The 23,354-nt window shown below is 73.4% G+C and carries 17 protein-coding genes and 1 pseudogene; 5 read left to right on the forward strand and 13 right to left on the reverse strand.

From position 1 onward, the window contains the following. Window positions 1–9: 9 nt before the first annotated feature. Both Ani05nite_RS19035 and Ani05nite_RS19040 read right to left on the reverse strand, forming a co-directional pair. Window positions 10–2,661, reverse strand: coding sequence for a winged helix-turn-helix domain-containing protein (locus tag Ani05nite_RS19035; RefSeq protein WP_377880748.1), 2,652 nt, complete (start codon window positions 2,659–2,661; stop codon window positions 10–12). Window positions 2,662–3,868: 1,207 nt separating this feature from the next. Further along, window positions 3,869–4,084, reverse strand: a complete 216-nt coding sequence (locus Ani05nite_RS19040) for an FmdB family zinc ribbon protein (RefSeq protein WP_203769989.1) — start codon at window positions 4,082–4,084, stop codon at window positions 3,869–3,871. Between the two features lie 323 nt (window positions 4,085–4,407). Between Ani05nite_RS19040 and Ani05nite_RS19045 the strand changes: the two genes are divergently transcribed. From Ani05nite_RS19045 to Ani05nite_RS19055, 3 genes and pseudogenes are all read left to right on the forward strand, one after another. Beyond that, window positions 4,408–6,060, forward strand: coding sequence for a lytic transglycosylase domain-containing protein (locus tag Ani05nite_RS19045; RefSeq protein WP_203769991.1), 1,653 nt, complete (start codon window positions 4,408–4,410; stop codon window positions 6,058–6,060). Window positions 6,061–6,120: 60 nt separating this feature from the next. Further along, window positions 6,121–7,164, forward strand: coding sequence for a GNAT family N-acetyltransferase (locus Ani05nite_RS19050; protein ID WP_203769993.1), 1,044 nt, complete (start codon window positions 6,121–6,123; stop codon window positions 7,162–7,164). 91 nt (window positions 7,165–7,255) lie between these two features. Then, a pseudogene (locus tag Ani05nite_RS19055) lies at window positions 7,256–9,598 on the forward strand (lamin tail domain-containing protein); the annotation flags it as partial. A gap of 12 nt (window positions 9,599–9,610) precedes the next feature. Here Ani05nite_RS19055 and hemB read toward each other — a convergent pair. The 8 genes from hemB to Ani05nite_RS19095 form a co-directional block, all read right to left on the reverse strand. Beyond that, entirely contained in the window at window positions 9,611–10,600 is a 990-nt protein-coding gene (gene hemB / locus Ani05nite_RS19060) for a porphobilinogen synthase (protein ID WP_203769997.1), read from the reverse strand. Window positions 10,601–10,939: 339 nt separating this feature from the next. After that, the gene (locus tag Ani05nite_RS19065; protein WP_203769998.1) at window positions 10,940–12,526 is read right to left on the reverse strand and encodes a bifunctional uroporphyrinogen-III C-methyltransferase/uroporphyrinogen-III synthase; all 1,587 of its coding nucleotides are present in this window, start codon (window positions 12,524–12,526) and stop codon (window positions 10,940–10,942) included. A gap of 85 nt (window positions 12,527–12,611) precedes the next feature. After that, window positions 12,612–13,541, reverse strand: a complete 930-nt coding sequence (gene hemC, locus Ani05nite_RS19070) for a hydroxymethylbilane synthase (RefSeq protein WP_203769999.1) — start codon at window positions 13,539–13,541, stop codon at window positions 12,612–12,614. Further along, complete coding sequence (locus tag Ani05nite_RS19075) at window positions 13,538–14,833, reverse strand: glutamyl-tRNA reductase (protein WP_203770000.1); 1,296 nt, start codon at window positions 14,831–14,833, stop codon at window positions 13,538–13,540. Before Ani05nite_RS19075 ends, hemC begins: the two co-directional genes overlap by 4 nt. Next, the gene (locus tag Ani05nite_RS19080) at window positions 14,830–15,570 is read right to left on the reverse strand and encodes a redox-sensing transcriptional repressor Rex (RefSeq protein WP_203770001.1); all 741 of its coding nucleotides are present in this window, start codon (window positions 15,568–15,570) and stop codon (window positions 14,830–14,832) included. The genes Ani05nite_RS19075 and Ani05nite_RS19080 overlap by 4 nt, the downstream gene beginning before the upstream one ends. A gap of 248 nt (window positions 15,571–15,818) precedes the next feature. After that, complete coding sequence (locus tag Ani05nite_RS19085; RefSeq protein WP_203770002.1) at window positions 15,819–16,460, reverse strand: HAD family hydrolase; 642 nt, start codon at window positions 16,458–16,460, stop codon at window positions 15,819–15,821. Window positions 16,461–16,469: 9 nt separating this feature from the next. Continuing rightward, entirely contained in the window at window positions 16,470–16,721 is a 252-nt protein-coding gene (locus Ani05nite_RS19090) for a glutaredoxin family protein (RefSeq protein ID WP_203770003.1), read from the reverse strand. Next, window positions 16,718–18,223, reverse strand: coding sequence for an AMP-binding protein (locus Ani05nite_RS19095; protein ID WP_239130255.1), 1,506 nt, complete (start codon window positions 18,221–18,223; stop codon window positions 16,718–16,720). The genes Ani05nite_RS19090 and Ani05nite_RS19095 overlap by 4 nt, the downstream gene beginning before the upstream one ends. A 401-nt stretch (window positions 18,224–18,624) precedes the next feature. Here Ani05nite_RS19095 and Ani05nite_RS19100 point away from each other — a divergent pair, with 401 nt between their 5' ends. Both Ani05nite_RS19100 and Ani05nite_RS19105 read left to right on the forward strand, forming a co-directional pair. Beyond that, window positions 18,625–19,485, forward strand: coding sequence for an ECF subfamily RNA polymerase sigma factor, BldN family (locus Ani05nite_RS19100; RefSeq protein WP_239130297.1), 861 nt, complete (start codon window positions 18,625–18,627; stop codon window positions 19,483–19,485). A 181-nt stretch (window positions 19,486–19,666) separates the two neighbouring features. Beyond that, window positions 19,667–20,824 carry a DUF5667 domain-containing protein gene (locus tag Ani05nite_RS19105; protein WP_203770006.1) on the forward strand — a complete coding sequence of 386 codons (1,158 nt, stop codon included), beginning with the start codon at window positions 19,667–19,669 and terminating at the stop codon, window positions 20,822–20,824. 84 nt (window positions 20,825–20,908) lie between these two features. Here Ani05nite_RS19105 and Ani05nite_RS19110 read toward each other — a convergent pair whose 3' ends face one another. The 3 genes from Ani05nite_RS19110 to Ani05nite_RS19120 all read right to left on the reverse strand — a co-directional run bounded on the left by Ani05nite_RS19110 (window position 20,909) and on the right by Ani05nite_RS19120 (window position 23,241). Beyond that, the gene (locus Ani05nite_RS19110) at window positions 20,909–21,985 is read right to left on the reverse strand and encodes a lysophospholipid acyltransferase family protein (protein WP_203770007.1); all 1,077 of its coding nucleotides are present in this window, start codon (window positions 21,983–21,985) and stop codon (window positions 20,909–20,911) included. After that, on the reverse strand, window positions 21,982–23,070 hold the full coding sequence (locus tag Ani05nite_RS19115; protein ID WP_203770008.1) for an NAD-dependent epimerase/dehydratase family protein: 1,089 nt from the start codon (window positions 23,068–23,070) through the stop codon (window positions 21,982–21,984). Before Ani05nite_RS19115 ends, Ani05nite_RS19110 begins: the two co-directional genes overlap by 4 nt. Window positions 23,071–23,139: 69 nt before the next feature. Then, entirely contained in the window at window positions 23,140–23,241 is a 102-nt protein-coding gene (locus Ani05nite_RS19120) for a 30S ribosomal protein bS22 (protein ID WP_007465623.1), read from the reverse strand. Between the last annotated feature and the right edge of the window lie 113 nt (window positions 23,242–23,354).

The following is a 23,354-nucleotide window of genomic DNA, read 5'->3' on the forward strand; positions in this document are numbered from 1 at the left end:
CCGGCCCGGTCAGCCCAGGGTGTGGGCGAAGCGGGCCGACCCGTGCTCGAGGTCCGGATGCTCGACGGCCAACGCCATCGCGACGGCCCGGCCGAAGCCGATGTCCGCCCCTTCGGCATAGGCCGCGTCGAAAGCCGCGTCGCCGAGCATCCGCCTCAGGGCGGCCTGCTGCCCGGCCCAGAACCCACCGAACTGGGTGGCCCGGCGCGCCCCGCGCACCGATTCCGCCGCCCCGAACAGGACAGTCGCGGTGCCCGGGTCACCGCCGACGGCGCACCGGACGGCGATGGCCGCGACGGCGTCCGCGGCGGCGCCCCGGAAACCGTGCCGCAGGCGCGACCGCAGGGCGACGACGAGATGGTCGTGCGCGGCGACCAGGTCGCGGCGGCGCAAGGCCACCATTCCCAGAAGCCAGTCCACGGTACGGCTGCCCCGGTCCTCCGGCCGTCCCGCCTCGAGCTGGCGGGCCCCGCCCAGCAGCTCCGCCGCCTCGTCCAGGGCGTCACGCCGCCACAACAGCTCGGCGAGCGTCACCACCGCCGGCAGCGCAGCCCCCGGCACCCCGGTGCGTTCGGCCCGGGCGACGACCTCCCGGCACAACCGCTCGGCCTCGGCCGTCCGGCCCGCCTCCACCAGCGAGAGCCGCTGCCCGGAGAGCGCCCGGACCAGCAGCGCCGGATGACCCGTCCGGCGGGCGATCGCCTCGGCCCGGTCCAGGAAACACCGGCGCTCCTCACGGTCGACGGCCAGTCCGGCGTGGACCAGGTACGCGCTCGCGAGCTCCTCGGAGTCGACCCGCTCACCCCGGTCGGTGCGGTCGCCGTCGACCCGGGCGTACAGCCGGTGCAGCAGCTCCCGGCCGTCGCGGTTGCCGCCGTGCTCGCGCCACCAGGGATCCAGCGCGCGGGCCAGCCGCAGCCCGGCCGAGACGCTGCCCTCGGCGGCCGACCAGCGCAGCGCCGCCTGCCACTCCTGCACGTACGGGGCCAGCTCGGTCAGCGACACCGTCCGCGGCTGCCCGTCGGTGTCGACGGCCACCCCGCTCAGCGTGTGCAACGCCCAGGCGACGTGCCGGTCCCGGGCGGCCGGCTCCTCGCCCGCGGCGGCGAGCCGGCGAGTCGCGTACGCCCGGACCTGCTCGGACAGCTGGTAACGCGGCCCGGTCACGACCTCGACCAGCGACCGGTCGGCCAGCTCCGACAGGGCGCCGAAGGCGTCCTCACCGGACCACTCGACGGTGCCGAGCTCGACCGGCCCGGCGAAGACGGCCAGCCGGCGCAGCAGCCCGGCGGCGCCGTCGCTGAGACCGCGGTACGACCAGTCGAGGCTGTTGGTGAGGCTCGCGTGCCGGCCGGCCTCGACCCGGCCGGCGTCGAGCGCGGCGATCGGATCGTCCAGCCGGGCGACCAGCTGCGCGGCCGACACGAGCCGCAGCCGGGCGGCGGCCAGCTCGAGGGCCAGCGGCAGGCTCTCCAGCTTGGCCGCGATCCCGGCCAGGTCGGTGGCCTCGCCGGGCGGGCCCGGCCGCCCACCCCGGGCCGCGGCGGCCCGCGCGGACAGCAGGGCGAACGCGTCGGCCGGGGCGAGCTGCGGGATCCGCCAGACCAACTCCCCGGGCACGCCGAGCGACGCGCGCGAGGTGGCGAGCACGTCCATCCGGCGGCAACCGGCCAGCAGCCGCCGGACCAGCTCCCGGGCGGCCTGGTGGCGGGCCTCGCAGGTGTCGAGGATGAGCAGGGTACGGCCCGCGGCGCAGCGCTCGACGAGGGTGTCGAGCAGCGGACGGGCCGGCTCCGGCCGCACGCCCATGGCCGCGGCCAGCGCCTCGGCCGGCTGCTCCTCGGCGAGATCCACCAGCCAGACCCCGTCCGGGTACGCCGACCGCAGCTCCTCGGCGACGGCCAGGGCCAGCCGGGTCTTGCCGGCGCCGCCCGCCCCGGTGACAGTGACCAGACGGTGCGCGCCGACGAGGCCCTTCACCTCGGCGACGTCGTGCTGCCGGCCGACGAAGGGAGTGAGAGCCGCGGGCAGGTTGTCCACCGGCGCGCCCGGGGTGCGCGGCCGCGGGAAGACCCGCTCGAGCCCGGGGGCGACGATCTGGAAAAGCCGCTCGGCGTCGTCGAACCCGCGGAGCCGGAACGGACCGAGATCCATCAGATCGACGCTCTCGACCCGCGGCGCTGGGCCGGTGCGACGACGCGGGCCGCTGCCACCGGCGGCGGCACCGACCAGTTCCTCGCTGCGAGAGGTCAGATCGGCCGACCAGGTGCTGATGGCCAGAGCGGTCGCCTCGGAGCAGAGCACCTGACCGCCGTGAGCGGCAGCGGCCACCCGGGCGGCGCGGTGCACCTCGGCGCTGGTGTACTCGCCGGCGACCGGAGTGGCCCAGCCGGTGTGCAGTCCCATGCGGACCCGGGGTGCGGCGTCGGCACTGGGCCACGGATGCCCGGCAAGTGCACGCTGTGCTGCCACACACGCCGAGACGGCGGCGGCGGCATCCCCGAAAGCAACGAAGAAGGAATCACCCTCCGTGAAAAGCTCGACGCCGGCGTAATTACGCAGCGCTGCGCGCACCACGCCACGATGGGCGTTGAGCACCCGGCCATAACCATCGCCGAGCATCCGAGCCAGGCGCGTGGAGCCCTCGATGTCCGTGAACATGAAGGTCACAAGCCCGCTCGGCAGCCCGGTCCGTCCCGCCACGGTGAGAACCTCCGCCCCCTTGGGAAGTCGAGCTTCATGCTGCCGCACCGCAATCACACGGCACATCGTAGAAACGGTCGGTAACCGTCTTGCCGCCACGGCCGGCCCCCGGAAGGGCGACCCTCGGTCGGGTCATCGACGGTCACGCACGGCACTACGCGTGACGTAACGACGAGGTTCAGGTTCTGGTTGCGCTGCGGATGGTCATTTCCACCGACCCGTTCGGACGGCCCCGGACGAGTCAACGTTTGTGCGACTCCGGCTGGTCACCTGACGATCACCAGAGCGTCATGGCGGGGACCGGCCACAGTCGACCGGAGAGGAGATCCCCGGGGAGGGGCTGGTGATACCTCTTGCCTGAAATGGTTCCGGCGGGTGGGTCGGATTGGTGGGTTGGCGGGTGGGTTGCTAGTTGGGTGGCGGCCTTGATCGGCTCGGGTTGGGCTCGGTCGCGGCTCAGCCCGGGTCGGTCGCGGCCCAGTCGCGGCCTGGCCCGGCCCGGTCGCGGCTCCGTCGCGGCCGACCCGGCCCGGGCTCGGTCGCGGCGCGGACCGGTCGCGGCGCGGACCGGTCGCGGCCCGGCAGAGTCGCGGCCCGACCCAGGCCGCAGCCCCACCCGTCGCGGCCGGACCCAGTCGCGGCGCGGACCGTGCCGCCGGGACCCAGACTCGGCCGAGCCAGTCACAGCCTGAACCGGTTCCAGCCTGGGACCAGACTCGGCTCGGGCACGGCCTGGAGCAGTCGCGGTCTGGAGCAGTCGCGGCCCCAACCCAGATGCAGCCGAAGCTGGTCACCGCCAAAGCGGGCCGCGGCCGGGCCGGTCGGTTCGGTCGACGGCTGGTCTGTCTGTCTCAGGCCCGGCGCGTCCGTCGCTGACTGCTCCGCCTCGTCGGTGGAGGGCTGCTCGACCCGAAGACCGGCGTGCGGCCACTGCTGACCGATGACATCCTCCGGCCGGCCAACTCTCCCGGCTGTGGGTCACACGGACTCGATGGGCTCGGCCGGCGTGCAACCATCCGAGCACGACCGCTCCCTGTCAGGCCGCCGGACATCTGGCCAACCCGTCAGATCTTGGCGCGCCCGGACCAGCATCGCGGACAGCGCCGCGTTGGCCAGGTCTGCCGGGCGGGCCTCGACGTAGCGCGGTCAGGCCCCTCCGGGCGTGTCAGCAGCCGCAGGCACCGCCGCAACAGCCTCCGCCCCCTCCAGAGGGAGGTGACGGCGTGGCTCCTCCCCGGCCCGTGACAGCGACTGTGGACAGGAGCTTGACCGTGTCGGCGTGCTCCTGGGGACACGGCGCCGGTGCGGCGGACTCGGCCATCGGCCGGTTCAGCTCGAAGGTGTCGCCGCAGGCGCGGCAGCGATAGTCATAGCGCGGCATCCTCACAGGGTATGGCGCGGGCGGGTCGGTTCGCCGCCCTGGTCGGCCAGGCTGTGGACAACGATTCGGGCGAGATCGGAGGACCCCCGCGCTCGCCGTCGCCCGGTAGTGTCTTTCGGGTGGCGGACGGGCACGAGACATCTCCGGAGCGGCGCGGGCGGCGGTCCCCGGCGCCGCATACCGATGGGCCCCTCGGCAGCTCGGGAGCGGCGCCCGAGGAGTCGCTACCGGCGGTCGGGGCGGCCGACAGCACGACCGGCGGTCCGACCGGTGGAGCCGGCGGTCTGGCCGGCGCGGCCAGTGCAGCTGACGGTTCGCCAGGTGTGGCCGATGGCCCAATCGATGCGGTCGGCGGCCTGACCCGCGGTTCAACCAGCACGACCGGCGGGGCCAGCACGACCGGCGGGGTCAGCGCGACCGGTGGGACCAGCACGACCGGGGGCCCAATAGGCACGGCCGGGGATGCGGGCACGGCCAGCGGCTCGGCTCGGCCGGCCGAGGCAAGCTCTCGGCCCGAGACGGATGTCGAGCCGGAGGGAAAGGTTGGTGCCGGCAAGCCGGCTGATCCCTCCGCGGGCAGGTCAGGCGAGTCGGACAACACGAGCGGACGCGAGGCGACAGCGACCGGCGAAGAAACCGGGCACGCCGTCGCGACCCCCGAACCGGCGGACAAGGACAGCGACAAGGACAAGAGCAAGAACGAGGACAAAGGGCAATACCGGCCCTACACCTCGGATATGACCCCCGCCGCCGACAAGCAGTTCCCGGGCGGTGACGAGTCGAACAAATCCGAAGCGTCCGACCAGACGGCTAAATCCGACAAATTAGACGCGGACAAGAACAAGGCCGAGAAACAAGCAGCTGCCGCGGCCAAAGCCAGCCCCAGCAACAAAGATCAGCCCGCAAGCACGAGCAACTCCGACAAAAAGCGCGGAACCACGGACAAGGCCGCCGCGGAGAACACCAGCGACGACCCAGGCAAAGCTCAGACCAAGGGAAAAACCGAACCCACCCCACCCACAGCAGCCGCACTGGCCGCCGCCTCCCAGGGCCGAGCGACCCGAGTCCTCCGCCGCGCCAACCCCGTCCGGGTCGCCCGGAGCACCGCCCGCACCACCTCCGCCTGGGCCAAACGCCCCAGCGGCCGCCTCATCCTCCCCGCCCTCATCGCCGTCCTGCTGCTCGGCGCCGCCGGGACGGCCGGTGCTTACCTCGTACCGCAGGCTTTGCAGTCCGTGCCGTCGCCCAGCGCGACTCCCGGCTTCGGCCAGGATGCCGGTCTGCCGTCGGGACCGCCGTCCAGTTTCGGCGGGCTGCCGCCGGCTCCCGGCGCCTCCGCCCCGGTCGTCGGTGGCACGTTGCCCGGCGCTCCGCCCGCGGTCGGCGGTGCGCGGCCGGCCGATGTGCTGGCTTCGTGGGCGCAGCAGACCGGGACCCGGGCCGGGATCCCGGTCGTGGCCGTGCAGGCTTACGGGTACGCCGAGCTGGTCGTCGGGCGCACCACCCCGAGTTGCCATCTGTCCTGGACCACCATCGCGGCCATCGCCAAGGTGGAGTCGGCGCACGGCAGCGCCAACGGCGCGGTGCTCAATGTCGACGGGTCCGTCGCGCCGCCCATCTTCGGGCTGGCGCTGGACGGCAAGGGCGGGCGCCAGGAGGTGCGGGACACCGATCGGGGCGCGCTCGACGGTGATCCGCAGTTCGATCGGGCCATGGGACCGCTGCAGTTCATCCCGCAGACGTGGGCCGCGGTGTCCGCCGGCAATGGTGTCGATGCCGACAACAATGGAGTTTCGGATCCGCACGACATCGACGACGCGTCACTGGCCGCGGCCAAGTACCTGTGTCAGGGCGGGCGCGACCTGGCCAAGCCGGATGCCTGGTGGGACGCCATTTTGTCGTACAACGCGCTGCGTCCGTACGCGCAGAAGGTGTTCGACGCGGCCAACGATTACGGGCAGCGCAGCCGGGTCTGATTGTCAACTCACAGTGACGGGCCGCGTACATTTGCCCACCCGGCACTTCCCTGAAGGTCCATGTACCGGCAAGCTGTACGGGTGAGGGTGCGTGAGTGGGATCCCCGAACCGCGTCGGCGGGGGAGATCCGGTCGCTCGTGGAGACGTACAACGCGGTGCTGGCCGCGGATCTCCCCGACGATCCACCGTGGCAGGACGTCCAGGTCGTCGACTATCTGGCCGAGACCATGCCGGGTGAGCGCCGGATGAGCTGGGTGGCCGAGGACGACCGGCTCGCCGAGGGCGAGAGCACCATCTACGGCCACGTCAGCGTCCTGTTGCTGGGCGACATCGGCGTGCTGGAGGTGCTGGTCCATCCGGCCCTGCGTCGGCGGGGGCTCGGCCAGCAGCTCGTCGCGGTGGCCGCGCGCCGCGCCTATCTCGAGGGCTTCTCCTCCATCGGGGTCGAGGCGATCGGGGACACCCCGGCCATCGCGTTCTACGAGGCGCTGGGCTTCGAACAGGAGTATGTGGAGACCCGCAGCGTCCTCACGCTGTCCAGCGTGGACTGGAGCGCGCTGAAGGTGATGGCCAACGGCATCAGCCCGGGCTACCGCGTCGAGTACCACCCCGGCGGGCCGCCCGCCGCCCTGCTGGAGGCGTACGCGCAGGCCAAGCTGGAGGGCCAGGAGGGCGACGACAACGACCTGGACCTGCGGCCGAGCTCGTCCGATCCGCAGCGGCTGCGCGACAGCCTCGACACGCTGCACCGCCGGGGCCTGAAGCCGTACATCGTGCTGGCCATCCACGAGGCCTCCGGCGCGGTGGCCGGGCTGACCGAGGTGGTCGTGCCCGCGCAGCACCCGGAACGCGCCGACCAGTACGACACGATCGTGGTCCGGGAGCACCGCGGCTACGGCATCGAGCGGGCCATCAAGGCGCGGATGCTGTTCGAGCTGCGCGCCGCCGAGCCGGGCCTGCGCGAGGTGCAGACCTGGAACGCCCAGCACAACGAGTCGATGCTGAAGGTCAACGCCGAGCTGGGCTTCCAGTCCGACCGGGACTGGTACGAGTACGGCGTGGACGTGGCCCAGCTGGTCCAGCGGCTCGAGCCCACCGACTGAGCTGGGAGGCTCCGTGCTGCGTCGCCGCGTCCTGCCGCTGTTCACCGCCGCGCTGCTGACCGGCGTGCTGCTGCCCGGCGTCGCCCGGGCCGCCGACGAGCCGCTGACCGTCGGGGCCGTGCAGGGGCCCACCACCGACACCGAGAATCCGCGCACCGACCGGTCGCCGCTGGCCAACCCGTCGGGCAACGGCACCAGCAGCGTGCTGTACGACGTACGCGGGGTCGTCGCCCAGCGCACGCTGGCCCGCACCGCCGCGGGCGCCGCCCAGCACGGCTTCTTCCTGCAGAGCCGCCGCGGCGCCGACGACGGCGACCCGGCCAGCTCCGACGGCGTCTTCGTCTTCATGGGCGGCTTCACCACGCTGATCGGCGGCTACGAGCCGGTCGTCGGTGACGAGATCGTGGTGCGGGCGCGGGTGTCGGAGTACTTCTCCATGACCCAGCTCTCCGGAGCCTCGCTGGTCAGCAAGCTGGCGTCGGGCGTGCCGGCCGCCGACCTCCAGGTCGACGACGCGGTCCCGCCGGGGAGCCTGGCCGCCGCCGACCGCTTCTGGGAGCGGCACGAGGGCATGCAGCTGCGGGTCCGCGACGGGGCCGGGGTCGTCGCCGGGCGCAACGTGTTCGCCGGCACCGCCGACTCGGAGATCTGGGTCATCGACCGGGACGATCCCCTGCTGGGGCGGTCAGACCCGTACGCACGGCGGGTCTTCCGCGACGCGCATCCGCTGGACAACCTGCCCGGACTCGTCGACGACGGCAACGGCGACCGCATCCTGCTGGGCACGACCGGGGTGAAGGCGACCGCGGGCGACAGCGGCGCGCTGCTGCCGCCGGCCAGGACCTTCGACGTGCTGTCGGGCGACGCGGTCGGCGGCCTCACCTATTCCTTCAACAAGTACGGCATCCAGCCGGCCGCCGTCGCGTTCACGTCCGGCGCGGACCCGTCCCGGAACCATCCGCCCCAGCCGGCCGCGCGCCGCAGCGAGTTCGCCGTGTCGACGTACAACGTGGAGAACCTGTACGACTTCCGCGACGACCCGTTCGACGGCTGCGACTTCACCGGCAACGCCGGCTGCCCCGGGGTGAGCCCGCCGTTCGACTACGTGCCGGCCAGCGAGGCGGCGTACCGGGAGAAGCTGGCCGACCTGGCCGGCCAGATCGTCACCGACCTGCACTCCCCCGACCTGATCCTCGCCCAGGAGGCCGAGGACCAGGACCTGTGCGCGGTCGCCGGGGACGCGCTGGTCTGCGGGGACGTCAACGACGCGGACGGGCAGCCGGACACGTTGCAGGAGCTGGCGCTGACGATCAAGGGCAACGGCGGCCCGGCGTACGCGGCGGCGTACGACCGCACCGGCGCCGACGCCCGCGGGATCACGGCGGCGCTGCTCTACCGCACCGACCGCCTCTCCCTGGCCACCGTGACGGCGGCCGACCCGGTGCTGGGCTCGGCGCCGCAGGTGAGCTACCGGGGCGAGCCGCTGGCGAGCAACGCGGACGTGTCCAACCCCAAGGCGCTGAACGCGGTGCTGCCGGCCGACGTGGACAGGTCGACCGGCGTGGACGGCCCGAACGTCTACACCCGGGCCCCGCAGGTGGCGCTCTTCGACGTCGCGGCGGCCCCGGGCGACGCGGAGCATCTCCAGCTGTGGGCGGTCAGCAACCACTTCTCGTCCGGGCCGGACAGCCGCGTCGGGCAGCGCACCGAACAGGCCGCCTACGGCGCGGCGATCACCTCGGCGATCGAGCGGACTCACGCGCCCGCGCGGATCGCGTACGGCGGCGACCTGAACGTGTTCCCGCGCCCGGACGACCCGGTGCCGGCCGACCCGGGCGACCAGCTCGGCCCGCTGTACGACGCCGGCCTGCACAACCTGTGGGACGACCTGGTGGCCGACGCGCCGGCCTCGGCGTACTCGTACGTCTTCGACGGCTCGGCCCAGACGCTGGACAACCTCTTCGTCAACGACGCCCTGTACGGCGACCTGATCGAGATGCGGGCGGCGCACGTCAACGCCGACTGGGCCGCGGCCGACGAGGGCAACGGCACGAAGGGCGCCAGCGACCACGATCCGCAGGTGGCCCGCTTCCAGTCCCGGGCCGCCCTGTCGGTGGCGGACGCGACCGTCGTCGAGGGCGACCGCGGCACGACGTCGCTGGTGTTCCCGGTGACGCTGACGCGCCCGTTGAGCCGGCCGCTGACGGTGTGCGCGGGCAGCGTGCCGGGGTCGGCGCGGGCCGGGAGCGACTTCGAGCCGTACCTGGGCTGCGAGGTCGTGCCGGCGGGCGCGACCGGCCTCACCTTCGCGGTGCGGGTCCGGGGCGACACGCGCGCCGAGCCGGACGAGCGGCTGACGCTGGTGGTCGCCGGCCTGGCCGCCGTCCGCCTGGCCGACGCCCGCGCCACCGGCACGATCATCGACGACGACTGAGCTTCCGGACCGTCAGTAGCGCTCGCGGAGCAGCTGGGCGGCCTCGGTCGCCCAGTAGGTCAGCATGATCTGGGCGCCGGCCCGCTTGATTGACGTCAGCGTCTCGAGCATGACGCCCTGCCGGTCGATCCAGCCCTTCTCCGCGGCGGCCTCGACCATCGCGTACTCGCCGGAGACCTGGTACGCGGCCACGGGCACGTCGACCCGTTCCCGCACGGCGGCGATCACGTCGAGGTACGGCAGCGCCGGCTTCACCATGACCATGTCCGCGCCCTCGGCGACGTCCAGCTCGACCTCGCGCAGCGCCTCGCGGACGTTGGCCGGGCTCTGCTGGTATGTGCGCCGGTCCCCCTGGAGGCTGGACTCGACGGCCTCGCGGAACGGGCCGTAGAAGGCGCCCGCGTACTTCACCGAATACGCCAGCGTCGAGACGTTCTGGTGCCCGGCCGCGTCCAGCGCCCGGCGGACCACGCCGACCTGGCCGTCCATCATGCCGGAGGGGCCGACGACGTGCGCCCCGGCCTCGGCCATGGCGACGCCCATCCGGCCGTAGAGCTCCAGGGTGGCGTCGTTGTCGACGGTGCCGTCGGGGGCGAGGACGCCGCAGTGCCCGTGCGTGGTGAACTCGTCCAGGCACAGGTCGCCCATGATCACGGTGGCCTCGCCGACCTCGGCGACCAGGTCGCGGAGGCCGACGTTGAGGATGCCCTCGGGGTCGAGCCCGGACGAGCCGGTCGCGTCCTTGTGGGCGGTGTCCGGCACGCCGAACAGCATCAGGCCGCCGACCCCGGCCGAGACGGCCTCGTGGGCGGCCTTGCGCAGCGACTCGCGGGAGTGCTGCAGCACGCCGGGCAGGGAGCCGATCGCCCGCGGCTCGGTCAGGCCCTGCTTGAGGAACAGCGGCAGGATTAGGTCGGCCGGTGCGACCCGGGTCTCGTCGACCAGGCGCCGCAGGGCGGCGGTGCGGCGCAGCCGCCGTGGACGCACGTCGGGGAACGACACGCTCTCTCCCTCAGCCAGGCCGGCCACGGGAGCCGGCGGACCCGGACCGGTCGAGCGATCGGCCCGGCCGGGCCGGCTCCGGGCCGGTCCGGCGGTGCAAAGGGGCCGGCAGTGAGCCGGTCCGGCGGGGCAAAGGGGCCGGCAGTGAGCCGGTCCAGCGGGGCAAACGGGCCGGCAGTGAGCCGGTCCGGCGGGGCAAACGGGCCGGCAGTGAGCCGGTCCGGCGGGGCAAAGGGGCCGGCGCTGGGCCGGTCCGGTGACCGCTGCGGCGCGGCCGGCGCGGGGCCGGCCGAGCCGATTCTGGCGGACCGGCCCCCGGCGGGGCCAGTCCGCAGACGATCAGCGGAAGCGCAGGGCGGTCGGCCCCTGCACCTTGGAGCCGCGGCGCTGCTTGGCCGGCATCGCCGCCAGCTTCTCGCGCAGCTCCACGGCGTATCCGGCCAGCGCCTCGACCAGGTCGGGCACCGACGCGTGCTGCGGCTGGACGTCGACCCGCAGGCCGAACTCCGTCGCCGTCTCGGCCGTCTTCGGGCCGATCACCGCGACCACCGTGCGGGCGTGCGGCTTGCCCGCGATGCCGACCAGGTTGCGGACCGTCGAGGACGAGGTGAACAGCACCGCGTCGAAGCCGCCCGACTTGATGGCGTCGCGGATGTCGGCCGGCGGCGGCGCCGCGCGGACCGTGCGGTACGCCGTGACGTCGTCGACCTCCCAGCCGCGCTCGATCAGGCCGGCGGCCAGCGTCTCGGTGGCGATGTCGGCGCGCGGCAGCAGCACCCGGCCGACCGGGTCGAGGATCTCGTCGTGCGGCGAGAACTCGGCCAGCAGGCCCTCGCTGGACTGGTCCCCGGCCGGGATGAGCTCGGGCTGGATGCCGAACGCGCGGACGGCGTCGGCGGTGGCCTCGCCGATGCAGGCGATCTTGACGCCGCCGAAGTGGCGGGCGTCCAGGCCGTGCTCGGCGAACTTCTCCCAGACCGCGCGGACGGCGTTCACCGAGGTGAAGACCACCCAGGCGTACCGGCCGTCGACCAGGCCCTTGACCGCGCGTTCCATCTGGGCCGGGGTGCGCGGCGGCTCGACGGCGATCGTCGGCACCTCGCACGGGATGGCCCCGTACGCCCGCAGCCGGGCACTCATCGCGCCGGCCTGCTCCTTGGTGCGCGGGACGAGCACCTTCCAGCCGTACAGGGGACGGTTCTCCCACCAGCTCAGCTTGTCGCGCTGGGCGACCTCCGCGCCGACGGTGAGCACCACCCGGCCGGTGAAGCCGAGCGCCGCGGCGACGAAGCTGTCCACCGACGAGGTGGTCGTGTACTGGGTCTCGCCGGTGCCGTCGCCGGTCACGCCGACCGGCGTGCCGGGCTCGACGCCCGCGGCGAGCAGGCCGTCGCGGACGGCGGCCAGGTCGCCGGCGTCGACGGCGAGTGCGAACGAGCCCTTGACCGCGGCCGCGGCCAGCGCGTCGAAGTCCAGCGCGGTCACGTCGTCGATGTCGGCCGCGGTGCGCACGCCGGGCAGCGGCACACCCGCGTAGGTGGCCACCCCCTCGGCCTGGCCCAGGCCGGGCACGACCTCGAAGTGCACGGCGGTCCGGGCGACGGCCTGGACCTCCTTGACGACGGCCTCGTGGCCGAACGGGTCGCCGGCCACCAGGTGCACGGCCGACAGGCCGGACTTGGCCGCGGACAGCAGCACCTTGGCGACGTCGCCGGGTGCCCCCTCGGCCGGGCTGAACTGGGTGTCGTCCTTGGCCTCCGCCCGGATGGCCGCCAGCAGCGACTCGGGCACGCCACGGTCGTAGACGACCTGGTCGGCGTCGGCGAGGGTGTCGTGGGCCCGGCGGGTCAGCAGGCCGGGGTCACCGGGTCCGGCGCCGACGAAAGCGATGCGCCCTGCGGACTTGCGGGCGGTGCGGGTGGTCATTCTCTGCCTTCCTTACGCATGCGCTCCTGGCCCTCGCCTGCTAGGCCGTCGTCTGGTGCGACCTGGTGCCGCTCGGTGCAGTCGCTCATGCAGTGCTCCCCATCAGGGTATCGGCGCCGTTGTCGAGGAGATCGGCGGCGAGCGCCTTGCCGATCTCCGCCGCGTCGGCGGGCGTTCCGGTGCGCGACAGCCGGACAGCTCGGGCCCCGTCCGGGCTGATCACCGCACCGCGCAGGTAGATCTCGTCGCCTTGCTCACCCTCGGCGAGCTCGGCGTGTGCCGCGACCGGTGCGGAGCAACCGGCCTCGAGCGTGGCGAGCATCGCCCGTTCCGCCGTGACGGCGGCGCGGGACGGTGCATGGTCGAGTGCGGCCAGCAGCTCGACCAGGTCTGCGTCGTCGGATCGGCACTCGACCGCCAGCGCACCCTGGGCGGGGGCGGGCAGCATCAGCATCGGGTCCAACGTTTCCGTGATGTCGGCGGAGCGGCCGATACGCGCCACGCCGGCCCGGGCCAGCACGACAGCATCGAGGTCGGCCTCGGGGCCGAGCACCCTGGCGATGCGGCTGTCGATGTTGCCGCGAATCGGCGTGACCTGCAACTGTAGGCCCAAAGCATGCAGTTGCGCGATTCGGCGCACCGCTCCGGTGCCGATCACGGCGCCGGGCGCCAGCTCCGCGAGCGTCTTGTCGCCGCGGGCGATCAGGGCGTCGCGCGGGTCCTCGCGCTGCGGTACGGCCGCGATGTGCAGGCTCGGATGCTGGGCCGTGGGCAGGTCCTTGTACGAGTGCACCGCGAAGTCGATCTCGTTGGCGATCAGCGCGTCGCGCAGCGCGGAGACGAAGACACCGACCCCGAGCTGAGCCACCGGCGCGCCGGAGCGGTCGCCGGCGGTGACGATGCGCACCAGCTCGACCGGGCGGCCGGTGGCCGCGGTCAGCGAGTCGGCGACGAGCTGGGACTGGGCCAGCGCCAGGGTGCTGCCCCGGGTGCCGAGGCGAAGGGCGGTGCTCACGCTTGTCCTCCGATCTCCGGAACGGCGTCGGCCTGGGTGGCGTGCGGGACGTCGAGGTCGAACAGCTCCCGCAGCAGGGCCGCGTACTGGTCGCCACCGGGTTCGGCGGCGAGCTGGCGGACCCGCACGGTCGGCGAGTGCAGCAGCTGCTGGACGACCCGGTGCAGGGTACGGGAAACGTCGGCCCGTTGCTCCGCGGTGAATTCCGGCCGGCGCGCGGACAGCTTGCGCAGCTCGGCGCTGACCACGTCCTCCGCGCGGGTGCGCAGGGCGGCGACGGTCGGGGCGACCTCGGCGCCGCGCAGCCAGGACAGGAAATGCTCGACCTCGGCGGCGACGATCTGCTCGACCGCGGCCGTCTCGGCGGCGGCCGGCAGGGTGCGCCGGCTGGTGGCCAGGCCGTCGATGTCGACGACGGTGACGCCGGGCAGCTCGCCGACCTCGGGGGCCACGTCGCGCGGCACGGCCAGGTCGAGCACGACCAGCGGCTTCTGCCGGCCGGCGAGGGTCGCCGCGGTGAGCACCGGCTCGGTGGAGGCGGTGGCGCAGACCACGACGTCGGCCGCGGCGATCGCCTCGGGCAGCCCGGCGAACGGGACGGCGGTGGCGCCGTACGCCTCCGCGAGCCGCTCGGCCCGGGGCGCGCTGCGGTTGGTGATCTGCAGCGGCCCGACCCCGGAACGGGTGAGGGTCGCCACGGACAGCGCACCCATCGCGCCGGCGCCGATCACCAGGCCGGTGCGCCCGGCCAGGTCGCCGCCGAGGGTGGCGGCGGCCACGTCCAGCGCGGCGGTGACGACGCTCTGCCCGGCGCGGTCGATGCCCGTCTCGGCGTGCGCCCGCTTGCCGACCCGCAGCGCCTGCTGCATCAGCTCGTGCAGCAGCCGGCCGGCGGTGTCGGTCTCGGTGGCCGAGTGGTACGCGTCGCGGAGCTGGCCCAGGATCTGCGCCTCGCCCACGACCATCGAGTCGAGCCCGGCGGAGACCCGGAACGAGTGGCGCACGGCCGCCTCGTCGTAGTGCACGTAGAGGTGGCCGGCGAGCTCGTTGGCGGCGATGCCGGAGTGGTCGGCCAGCACGCTGCAGACGTCGCTGAGGCCGCCGTGGAAGCCGGAGACGGCCGCGAACACCTCGACCCGGTTGCAGGTGGACAGCACCACGGCCTCGCCGACGTACGGCTGGTCGACCAGCTGCTGGAGCACGGCCGGGATGTCGGAACCGGCGATGACGAGGCGTTCCAGGGTGTCGATTCCGGCGGTCCGGTAGGACGCGCCGACGCTGAGCAGATTCACGACCCGACCGCCTCCTGGTTGCCCGCCTGCGGTGAGCGCCCGCCGGGCAGCGCCGTCAGGGACGCCTTGCGGTGCTCGTGGAAGGAGAGGATCTGCAGCTCGATGGCCAGGTCGACCTTGCGCACGTCGACGCCGGCCGGCACGGCGAGCACGCAGGGGGCGAAGTTGAGGATGCTGGTGACCCCCGCAGCCACCAGATCGTCCGCGACGGCCTGGGCGGCGCCGGCCGGGGTGGCGATCACGCCGATGGTGATGCCCTCCTCGACGACGGCCCGGCCGAGCTCCTCGACGTGCCGCACGGTCAGGCCGTTGAGCGCCTGGCCGACCTGCTCGGGATCGGCGTCGAACAGGGCCACTATGCGGAAGCCGCGGCTGGCGAAGCCGTCGTAGCCGGCCAGCGCGTGACCGAGGTTGCCGACGCCGACCAGCGCGACGGCCCGGCGCTGGTCCAGCCCGAGGATGTACTCGATCTGGTCGATCAGCAGGGCGACGTCGTAGCCGACGCCACGGGTGCCGTAGGACCCGAGGTGGGAGAGGTCCTTGCGGAGCTTGGCGGAATTGACCCCCGCCGCGGCCGCGAGGCCCTCGCTGGAAACCGTTTCGGAACCGGTTTCGGCGAGATTGTGCAGGGCGCGAAGGTATTCCGGTAGCCGCGCGATCGTCGCCTCCGGAAGGTCCGGGAAGGCGGGGACTGCGCCGGTGTTGCCCGGCGTGCTTCCTTGACGCTGCTGACTCATCTGACTCCGTGCCGACGAGGCGAACCTGAAGTGAGCCCTGCTGCCGGTGCGGGACCGGTGACGCCTGCGTGGACCGGCTGTGATAGCGGGGCTCGTCGGAGTCACAGAGTAGGCGCTTGTGAAGGCGTGCACAAATCGCGATCTTGATAGCGGAACTGGACAAAGATCGAGTCGGCATGTTAACCGTCGTCGACTCTTCGCCGAGTATTACCGCTTATCGCCCCCGGATGCCAATACGCAGTCGAGCATCACAACGTCCGGGCCAGCCGGACCGCCTCGAGGAGGGTGTCGGCCACCGGGCGGCCGCTGGCCCGCAGCCGGACCGGGTCGGTGAACCCGCCGGTGTAGAGCACGCTGGCGCCGCCCACCGCCTCGGCCGCCTCGGCGTCGTCGAGCGAGTCGCCGATGAGCACCACCTGGTCGCCGGGCACGCCCAGCTCGGCCAGGTGCCGGGCCAGGTGGCCGGCCTTGAGCCCGCCGTCGACCTCGGTGGGCCGGCCGTCGATGCGGGCGAACATGCCGGCCAGGCCGTACGTCCGCACGGCCGGGACCAGCTCGTCGTGGAACCACATGCTCAGCAGCGACTGGCTGCCGCCCCAGGCCTTGATCGCGGCCTCGGCGTCGGCGGCCAGCGAGGTGGTGGTCAGTCCCAGCCGGTACGCCTGGTGGAAGATCCGGTCGAGCTCCTCGAACTCCGCCGCGTCGACCGCCCGCTCCAGGATCTCGGCGTAGAACTCGGCCACCGGCCGCCGGAAGCGCCGGCGGTGCTCGTCGGCGTCGACGCTGCGGCCGCCGACCGCCTTGAACGTGTGGTTGGTCGAGGAGACGACCAGCGACAGGTCGTCCAGCAGGGTCCCGTTCCAGTCCCAGACGAGGTGAGTGCGTGCCACCGGGCGAGATTACAGCCGCGGGGTACCCGGCGGTCTACCGAGATCCCGCAACAGCCGGTCCTCCTCGACCCGCCAGTAGCCGTGCTCCTTGCCGTCCAGCAGCACCACCGGGACCCGGTCGCCGTAGTCGCGTTCCAGCTCGACGGAGTCCCCGATCGCCACCCGGGTCCACTGCCCGGGCGCGATCCGCTCCAGGGTCTGCTCGGCGACCTCGCACAGATGGCAGCCATCCCGGCTGATGAGCGTGATCCGGCTAGTCACAGTGCCCCCTTGCGTACCTTGCCGATGGCCGAGCGCGGCAGCTCGGCGACCAGCTCGATGCCGGCCGGCAGCTTGAACCGGGCGAGCTGGGCGGCGCAGTGGGCCAGCAGCTCGGCGGCGGTGGGCGGGGGGTCGGCGGCGGACACGACGTAGGCGTACGGCGCCTGCCCGGTCGCCTCGTCGGGGACGGCGGTCACCGCCGCCTCGGCCACGCCCGGGTGCGCGACGAGCACCCGCTCGATCTCCGCCGGGTAGACGTTGAAGCCGTTGACCAGGATCAGCTCGCCGATCCGGTCCACCAGCACCAGGTCGCCGTCCGCGTCGGCGTACGCGATGTCGGCCGTGCCCCACCAGCCGTCGGCGTCCGGGCCGTCCCGCCCGTCCGGCCAGTAGCCGGAGAACAGGTTCGCCCCGCGCACGACGATCTCGCCCGGGTCGGTGCCCGCGCCGACCTCGAGGTCGAGCTCCAGCTCGGCGTCGTCCGGCTCGTCGGCGACGGGCCCGTCGCGCCACAGCACCTCTCCGCCGGCGGTGCGCAGCAGCAGCGACACCCCGGGCAGGGGGCGGCCGATCGAGCCGGTCTTCTGCCGGTCGCTGACCGCGGTCGTGGTGAGCACCGGGGCGGTTTCGGTCAGGCCGTACCCGATCAGCACGGTCCGGCCGGTCGCGGCCGTGAAGCGGGCCGCGTCGGCCGGGTCGAGCGGCGCCGCGCCGCAGACCGCCGTCCGCACCGAGGCCATCCGCTCGCGCACCGCGGGCTCACGCGACCACGCGGCATACATCGAGGGCACCCCGATCACGGCGGTGACCTGGTGCTTCGCGATCAGGTCGAGGCTCGGCCCGGGCGTGAAGCGGTCCACCAGCACCCCGCACGCGCCGTGGTGGGCGATCGCGCCGAGGCCGGTGTTGAGCCCGTAGGCGTGGAAGAACGGGATGGTCAGCAGCACCACGTCGGCGCCGTCGAGCACCGGCGGCTCGATCAGCGCGAGCTGGTCGTGGTTGGCGGCCAGGGCCCGGTGGGTGAGCATGGCGCCCTTCGGCCGCCCGCTGGTCCCCGAGGTGTAGAGCAGGACCGCGAGGTCCTCGGCGGCGGCCGGGTGCGGCGCGCCCGGCTCACCGGACCGCAGCTCCGGCACCCGTACGGCCACCCCCTCGGCCAACCGCAACCGGCCCAGCACCGCGTCCTCGGCAACCACCCGGGCCGCGCCGCTGTCGGTCAGCGCGAAGGTCAGCTCGTCGGCGGTGTAACCGGGGTTGAGCGGCACGGCGACCAGGCCCGCCCGCAGCGTCGCGAAGTACGCGACGGCGAAGTCGACGGTGTTGCCCAGCACCAGCGCCACCCGGTCGCCGGGCCGGGTGCCGGTGACCAGCCGGCCGGCCGCGCGCGTGACGCGTTCGTCCAGCTCGGCCCACGTGACGACGGTGTCCTCGGCGATCAGGGCGGGGGCCGCGGGGCGGTCCCGCGCGGATGTGCGGACCGGGTCACGCGCGCTGTTCTCCACGACGCCCGAGTCTGGCACAGAAGACCCTCGATCGGGTGGCCGGACAGCCGGTCCGGGCCCCCTTTCGAGGTGTCCTACATGATGGCAGAAGTTCTTGATGTGCACTCTGTGACACTTCGGAGTAATTTCGCACAGCGCACACGGTGTGCGACTGCCCGTGGTCGAGCTCCGCAATACTTCCCGTCTGTGTAACGGAGTCCACATCCGTGGGTGAGGTTGGCCTGCTATATGCGGCCGCCCCACCCCTTTTGTTGTGGACCGGTTTCTGACACCCCCTCATCGACGGCCCGCCGGGTCAAGGAGGCGCAGTGAGTCATGTGTACGCCGGCGATCCGTACAGCCGTGACGTGTTCGCGGCGCGTCTCGCCCTCGCGGAGGGCCTGAACGCCCTCCGCCGGGGCATCGACGGCACGATCGCGCACGCGATCCGCAGCGACGGACCCAAGCGGACCCGGAACCGGCCGCACATCAACGAGTCCCCGAGCCGGCACCTGCCGCCGACCGGGAACGCGAAACCGGGCAGCGGGCGGGTGGCCGTACCCGGCCGGCCGGCGCAGCCGCCGCAGCAGGCCGGACCGGACCGCCGGACCGGCACCACCGAGAGCGACAGCACCGCCGTCGTCCCGAGCCAGAGCACGACCGGGCCACCGAGCGCGGCCGAGCCACCGAAATATCCGGCCCGCCCGGACCCCGGTGACGCCGCCGCCGAGGTGTGGGCGCTGGTCGAGCGGGCCCAGGCCGGCGAGTCCGCCGCCTTCGGCCTCATCTACGACCGGTACGTCGACACCGTCTTCCGGTTCGTCTACTTCCGCGTCGGCAACCGCCAGCTCGCCGAGGACCTCACCTCCGACACGTTCCTGCGCGCCCTCAAGCGGATCGGCAGCTTCACCTGGCAGGGCCGCGACCTCGGCGCCTGGCTGGTGACCATCGCCCGAAACCTGGTCGCCGACCACTTCAAGTCGGGCCGCTACCGGCTCGAGGTCACCACCGGCGACGTCCTCGACGCCGACCGCGAGGACCGCGGCCCCGAGGGCAGCCCCGAGGCCGCCGTCGTCGACCACATCACCAACGTGGCGCTGCTCACCGCGGTCAAGCAACTCAACCCCGAGCAGCAGGAGTGCATCGTGCTGCGCTTCCTGCAGGGCTTCTCGGTGGCCGAGACCGCCCAGACCATGGGCAAGAACGAGGGCGCCATCAAGGCGCTGCAGTACCGGGCCGTCCGGGCGCTCGCCCGGTTGCTGCCCGAAGGGTTCCAGTGGTGACGGCAATTCACCGTATGTCGATCTCTGTGGGCGTTGCCGCCCTGCTGACACCCGTAACCGGGCCCGCCCGTCGAGCGTTTGTCCGGGTGCGACCAGTGGTGGGCCGTCGGCTCGCCGGTTCCGTCGCGACCGCCGGCGATTTCGCCGGCACATCAGTCACGAGCGAGGGGAGGTGCCCGCGGTGAACCTGAACATCTTCGATCGCCGGAGCGCCGAGCGCTTCGCGGAGCTGCTCGACGAGACCAACGGCGGCCGTCGCCATCACACCCGGGGGCAGGCCGACGAGCAACTCGCCGAGCTGGTCGCCATCGGGCACAGCCTCTCCGCGGCACGATCCGGGGTCCACGTGGATCCCGAGTTCCGGATCGGCCTGCGAGCGATGCTCGTGGCCACGGCCGAGCGGGACGGCATCGGCACGACCGCCGCGGCCGCCGAACAGCAGGAGCCGGCCGAGCCGGTCCGCAAGCTGCTCGGCCGCACGGGTCGCCGGATCCGGGCCCGGGGGGCGATCGTCATCGGCGTCGCCGCCGGCGCCATGGCCGTCTCGGGCATCTCGGCGGCCAGCGAGAACGCCGCACCGGGCGACGCCCTGTACGGCGTCAAGCGCTCCACCGAACGCGCCCAGCTGGCCATGGCCGGCTCCGACGTCACCCGCGGTCAGCTCTCGCTGGCCTTCGCCCGCAACCGACTCGTCGAGGCGGCCGCGATGGACGGCGACAACCCGGAGTTCCGCCGGGTCCTCGGCGACATGGACAACGACACCCGGCAGGGCGTCAAGTTGCTCACGTCGTCCGCGGTGGCCCGCCGGGACAAGACGCCGCTCGCCTCGGTCGACTCATTCGCCGACAGTCAGCGCCGGGTGCTGAGCCCGCGGCTGGAGAAGCTCGGCGCGGGCAACCGCGAGCGGGCGCTGGTCTCGCTGAAGCTGCTCGACTCGGTCCGCGAGCGCGCCGCCGACCTGCGCGCCGGGCTCGACTGCGACCCGGTCACCCAGTCCGGCGGCGACGCCATCGGGCCCAAGCTGCGCGGCTGCACGACCGGCGCCGCCACCAGCTCCCCCGACGATCAGCCGGCGGGCCGGGGCCAGCGGGAAGCCACGACGGGCAGCGGCAACAAGGGTGACACCGGCAAGAAGGCCAAGCCGAAGAGCACCGGGAAGCCGACGGCCGACCCGGCCGGCGGCGGCAGCCGGACCGTCGCCCCCGCCGGCGAGGCGACACCGGACGTCACGAAGGACGACCCGGCGCCGCTGATCACCGAGGACCCGGCCGGCGACGTCGCCGACCAGGGCGACAAGGGCCTGCTGGGCGGGCTGCTGGGGAACCTCTTGGGGAGCTGAGCTCCCGGGCCGCGCGGCGAGAGCCGCACATGGCGAGGGGCGGTGTCCGACTGCGAGAGTCGGGGCCGCCCCTCACTGCGCATGCTACAGGCCGAACGGGTCCGGACGCTTCTCCAGAAGGGAGTGCAGGGTGGCCTGGATGGTCTCGCGCACCTGGTCGGCGAGGTTGAAGACGACCATGGGATCGTCCGCGTACTCGGTCAGGTGGGCCGTCGGGATCGGCGGGCAGAACTCGATGAGCCACTTGCTGGGCAGCGGGACCAGGCCCAGCGGCCCGAGCCAGGGGAAGGTCGGGGTCACCGGGAAGTACGGCATGCCGAGCAGGCGGGCCAGCGGCTTGAGGTCGGCCAGGATCGGATAGATCTCCTCGGCGCCCACGATCGCCACCGGCACGATCGGGGTGCCGGTGCGCAGGGCGGCCGAGACGAAGCCGCCGCGCCCGAAGCGCTGGAGTTTGTAGCGCTCCGAGAAGCGCTTGCCGATGCCCTTGAACCCCTCGGGGAAGACGCCGACCAGCTCGCCGTGGCTCATCAGGCGCTCGGCGTCGGGGTTGCAGGCCACCGTGGCGCCGGCCTTGCGGGCCAGCTCGGACAGCACCGGGAGCCGGAACACCAGGTCGGCCCCGAGTAGCCGGAGGTGGCGGTCCTTCGGGTGCTGGTCGCGCAGCGCGACGGTGAGCATGAGGGCGTCCAGGGCCAGGGTGCCGGAGTGGTTGCCGACCACGAGACCGCCGCCGGTGTCCGGCACGTTCTCGATGCCGAACACCTCGGTGCGGAACCAGTCGCGGTACAGGACCTTGAGCATCGGCTGGAAGACGGCGTCGTTGAGCTCCGGGTCGAAGCCGAAGTCGTCGACCTCGTACGCCCCGGCCAGCCGCCGGCGCAGGAAGGCCAGCCCACCGGCCACCCGCCGGTCCCAGACGTCGATCGGGTCCGCGCCGCGGGCCGGCTCCGGATCCCCGGGCTCCGGGCGGGCCGGCGCCGGGGCGGCGGCCTCCGGCGGAGCGGCCTCGAGCTGGGCCGGCGGGTGGACCTCGGTCGCGGGCAGGGCGGGCCGCCGCCGGCCCGGCCGGTTGCCGTTGAGCGGCTTCGGCGGCGGGGTCGCGGGCAGCGCGAAGTCCGCGTGCCCGGGCAGCGCGGCGTGGTACTCGTCCTGGGTCATGGTGCTACGTGCTCCTGGTCCTGCGTCGCGGCGGCCCGGACCCGGCGGATCCCGTCAAGGATCGCGTGCTCGGCCGCGGCCAGCCGATCGGCGCTCAGCGCCCGGCCGCCGCGATGACCGTGGATGAAGTCGTCGAAGGCGGCCGCGGTCGTGCGCGGGGTGAAGCCGAACTCCTTGACCAGCCGGCCGGTGTCCACCACCCGGCCGTGCACGAACAGGTCGATCTGGTCCAGGCCGATCTGGCCGACGCCGATGTTGCGGGCCAGCGCGGCGGCGGAGGACAGCGTGCCCTCGGGCAGCGGCAGGGAGACCCGCCCGGCCCGGCGTACGGCCTGGGAGAGGGCGAGCACGCCCGCGCCGGCCACGTTGAACGTGCCGGGGTGGTCCTCCACCACCGAGCGGTGCAGGATCTCGAGCGCGTCGTCGACGTGCACGAACTGCAGCCGCGCGTCGCGGCCCAGCACGGTCGGGATCAGCGGCTGGGCGAAGTAGCGGGTGAGGGAGGTCTCCGCGGTCGAGCTGATGAACGGCGCGAACCGCAGCACGGTGGCCGCGACATCGGGCCGGCGGCGGCGGAAACCCCGCACGTAGCCCTCGATGTCGAGGATGTCGCGCGCGAAGGAGCCCCGCGGCACCGCCCGGGGCTCGGTGTCCTCGGTGAAGACCGCCGGGTCGCGGAACGAGGCGCCGTACGCGGCCGTGGACGAGCGCACCACCAGCTTGCGCAGCCGGTCGGCGCCCTGGGCGGCGGCGAGCAGCTGCATCGTGCCGATGACGTTCTGCTCTTTCATCGCCGCGCGGCCGCCGCTCTGCGGGTCGGGCGCGCTGGTGACCGCCAGGTGCACGACGGCCTCGGCGCCCAGCTCGGCGATGGCGGTGCCGGCGGCACGCGCGTCGGCCCGGATCAGCTCGACGTCCGTCAGCAGGCCCGCGAGGGCCGGCGACGGGGCGAACGGATCCAGGCCGATGACCCGGTCGACACGGGGATCCGCGGCGAGCCGGGCAGCGACCCGGGCACCGAGGAAACGACTGACCCCGGTGACCACGACGACCCTCGGCGGGGCCTCGGGTGAAGAAGTCACCACGGGCGCGCCTTTCGCATGCGGCGGTGGGTGAGGCAAGTGACCGGGCCGGGCGTCATGCCCGGCCGGACGTCACTTGCCGAGACGGCGACGCTGGACGCGGGTCTTGCGCAGCAGCTTACGGTGCTTCTTCTTCGCCATACGCTTGCGACGCTTCTTGACCACGGAGCCCATACGAAATGCCTCTCGAAACCATGTGGGGCCGGTCCCTGCGCACCGGAGAGCGCGCCCGACCGAGCTTGACAGCGGTTTGCCCCTGACCCGGCATCCAGCAGACGCGGACAGGT

This window comes from Actinoplanes nipponensis, from assembly GCF_016862275.1.
Lineage (GTDB): Bacteria > Actinomycetota > Actinomycetes > Mycobacteriales > Micromonosporaceae > Actinoplanes > Actinoplanes nipponensis.

What these genes read in the sequence shown, in the direction of transcription:
- Ani05nite_RS19065 (WP_203769998.1), bottom strand. Translation starts at nt 12,526, where the DNA reads ATGACCACCCGCACCGCCCGCAAGTCCGCAGGGCGCATCGCTTTCGTC.
- Ani05nite_RS19080 (WP_203770001.1), bottom strand. Translation starts at nt 15,570, where the DNA reads ATGAGTCAGCAGCGTCAAGGAAGCACGCCGGGCAACACCGGCGCAGTC.
- Ani05nite_RS19035 (WP_377880748.1), bottom strand. Translation starts at nt 2,661, where the DNA reads ATGTTCACGGACATCGAGGGCTCCACGCGCCTGGCTCGGATGCTCGGC.
- Ani05nite_RS19120 (WP_007465623.1), bottom strand. Translation starts at nt 23,241, where the DNA reads ATGGGCTCCGTGGTCAAGAAGCGTCGCAAGCGTATGGCGAAGAAGAAG.
- Ani05nite_RS19050 (WP_203769993.1), top strand. Translation starts at nt 6,121, where the DNA reads ATGTACCGGCAAGCTGTACGGGTGAGGGTGCGTGAGTGGGATCCCCGA.
- Ani05nite_RS19040 (WP_203769989.1), bottom strand. Translation starts at nt 4,084, where the DNA reads ATGCCGCGCTATGACTATCGCTGCCGCGCCTGCGGCGACACCTTCGAG.
- Ani05nite_RS19110 (WP_203770007.1), bottom strand. Translation starts at nt 21,985, where the DNA reads ATGACCCAGGACGAGTACCACGCCGCGCTGCCCGGGCACGCGGACTTC.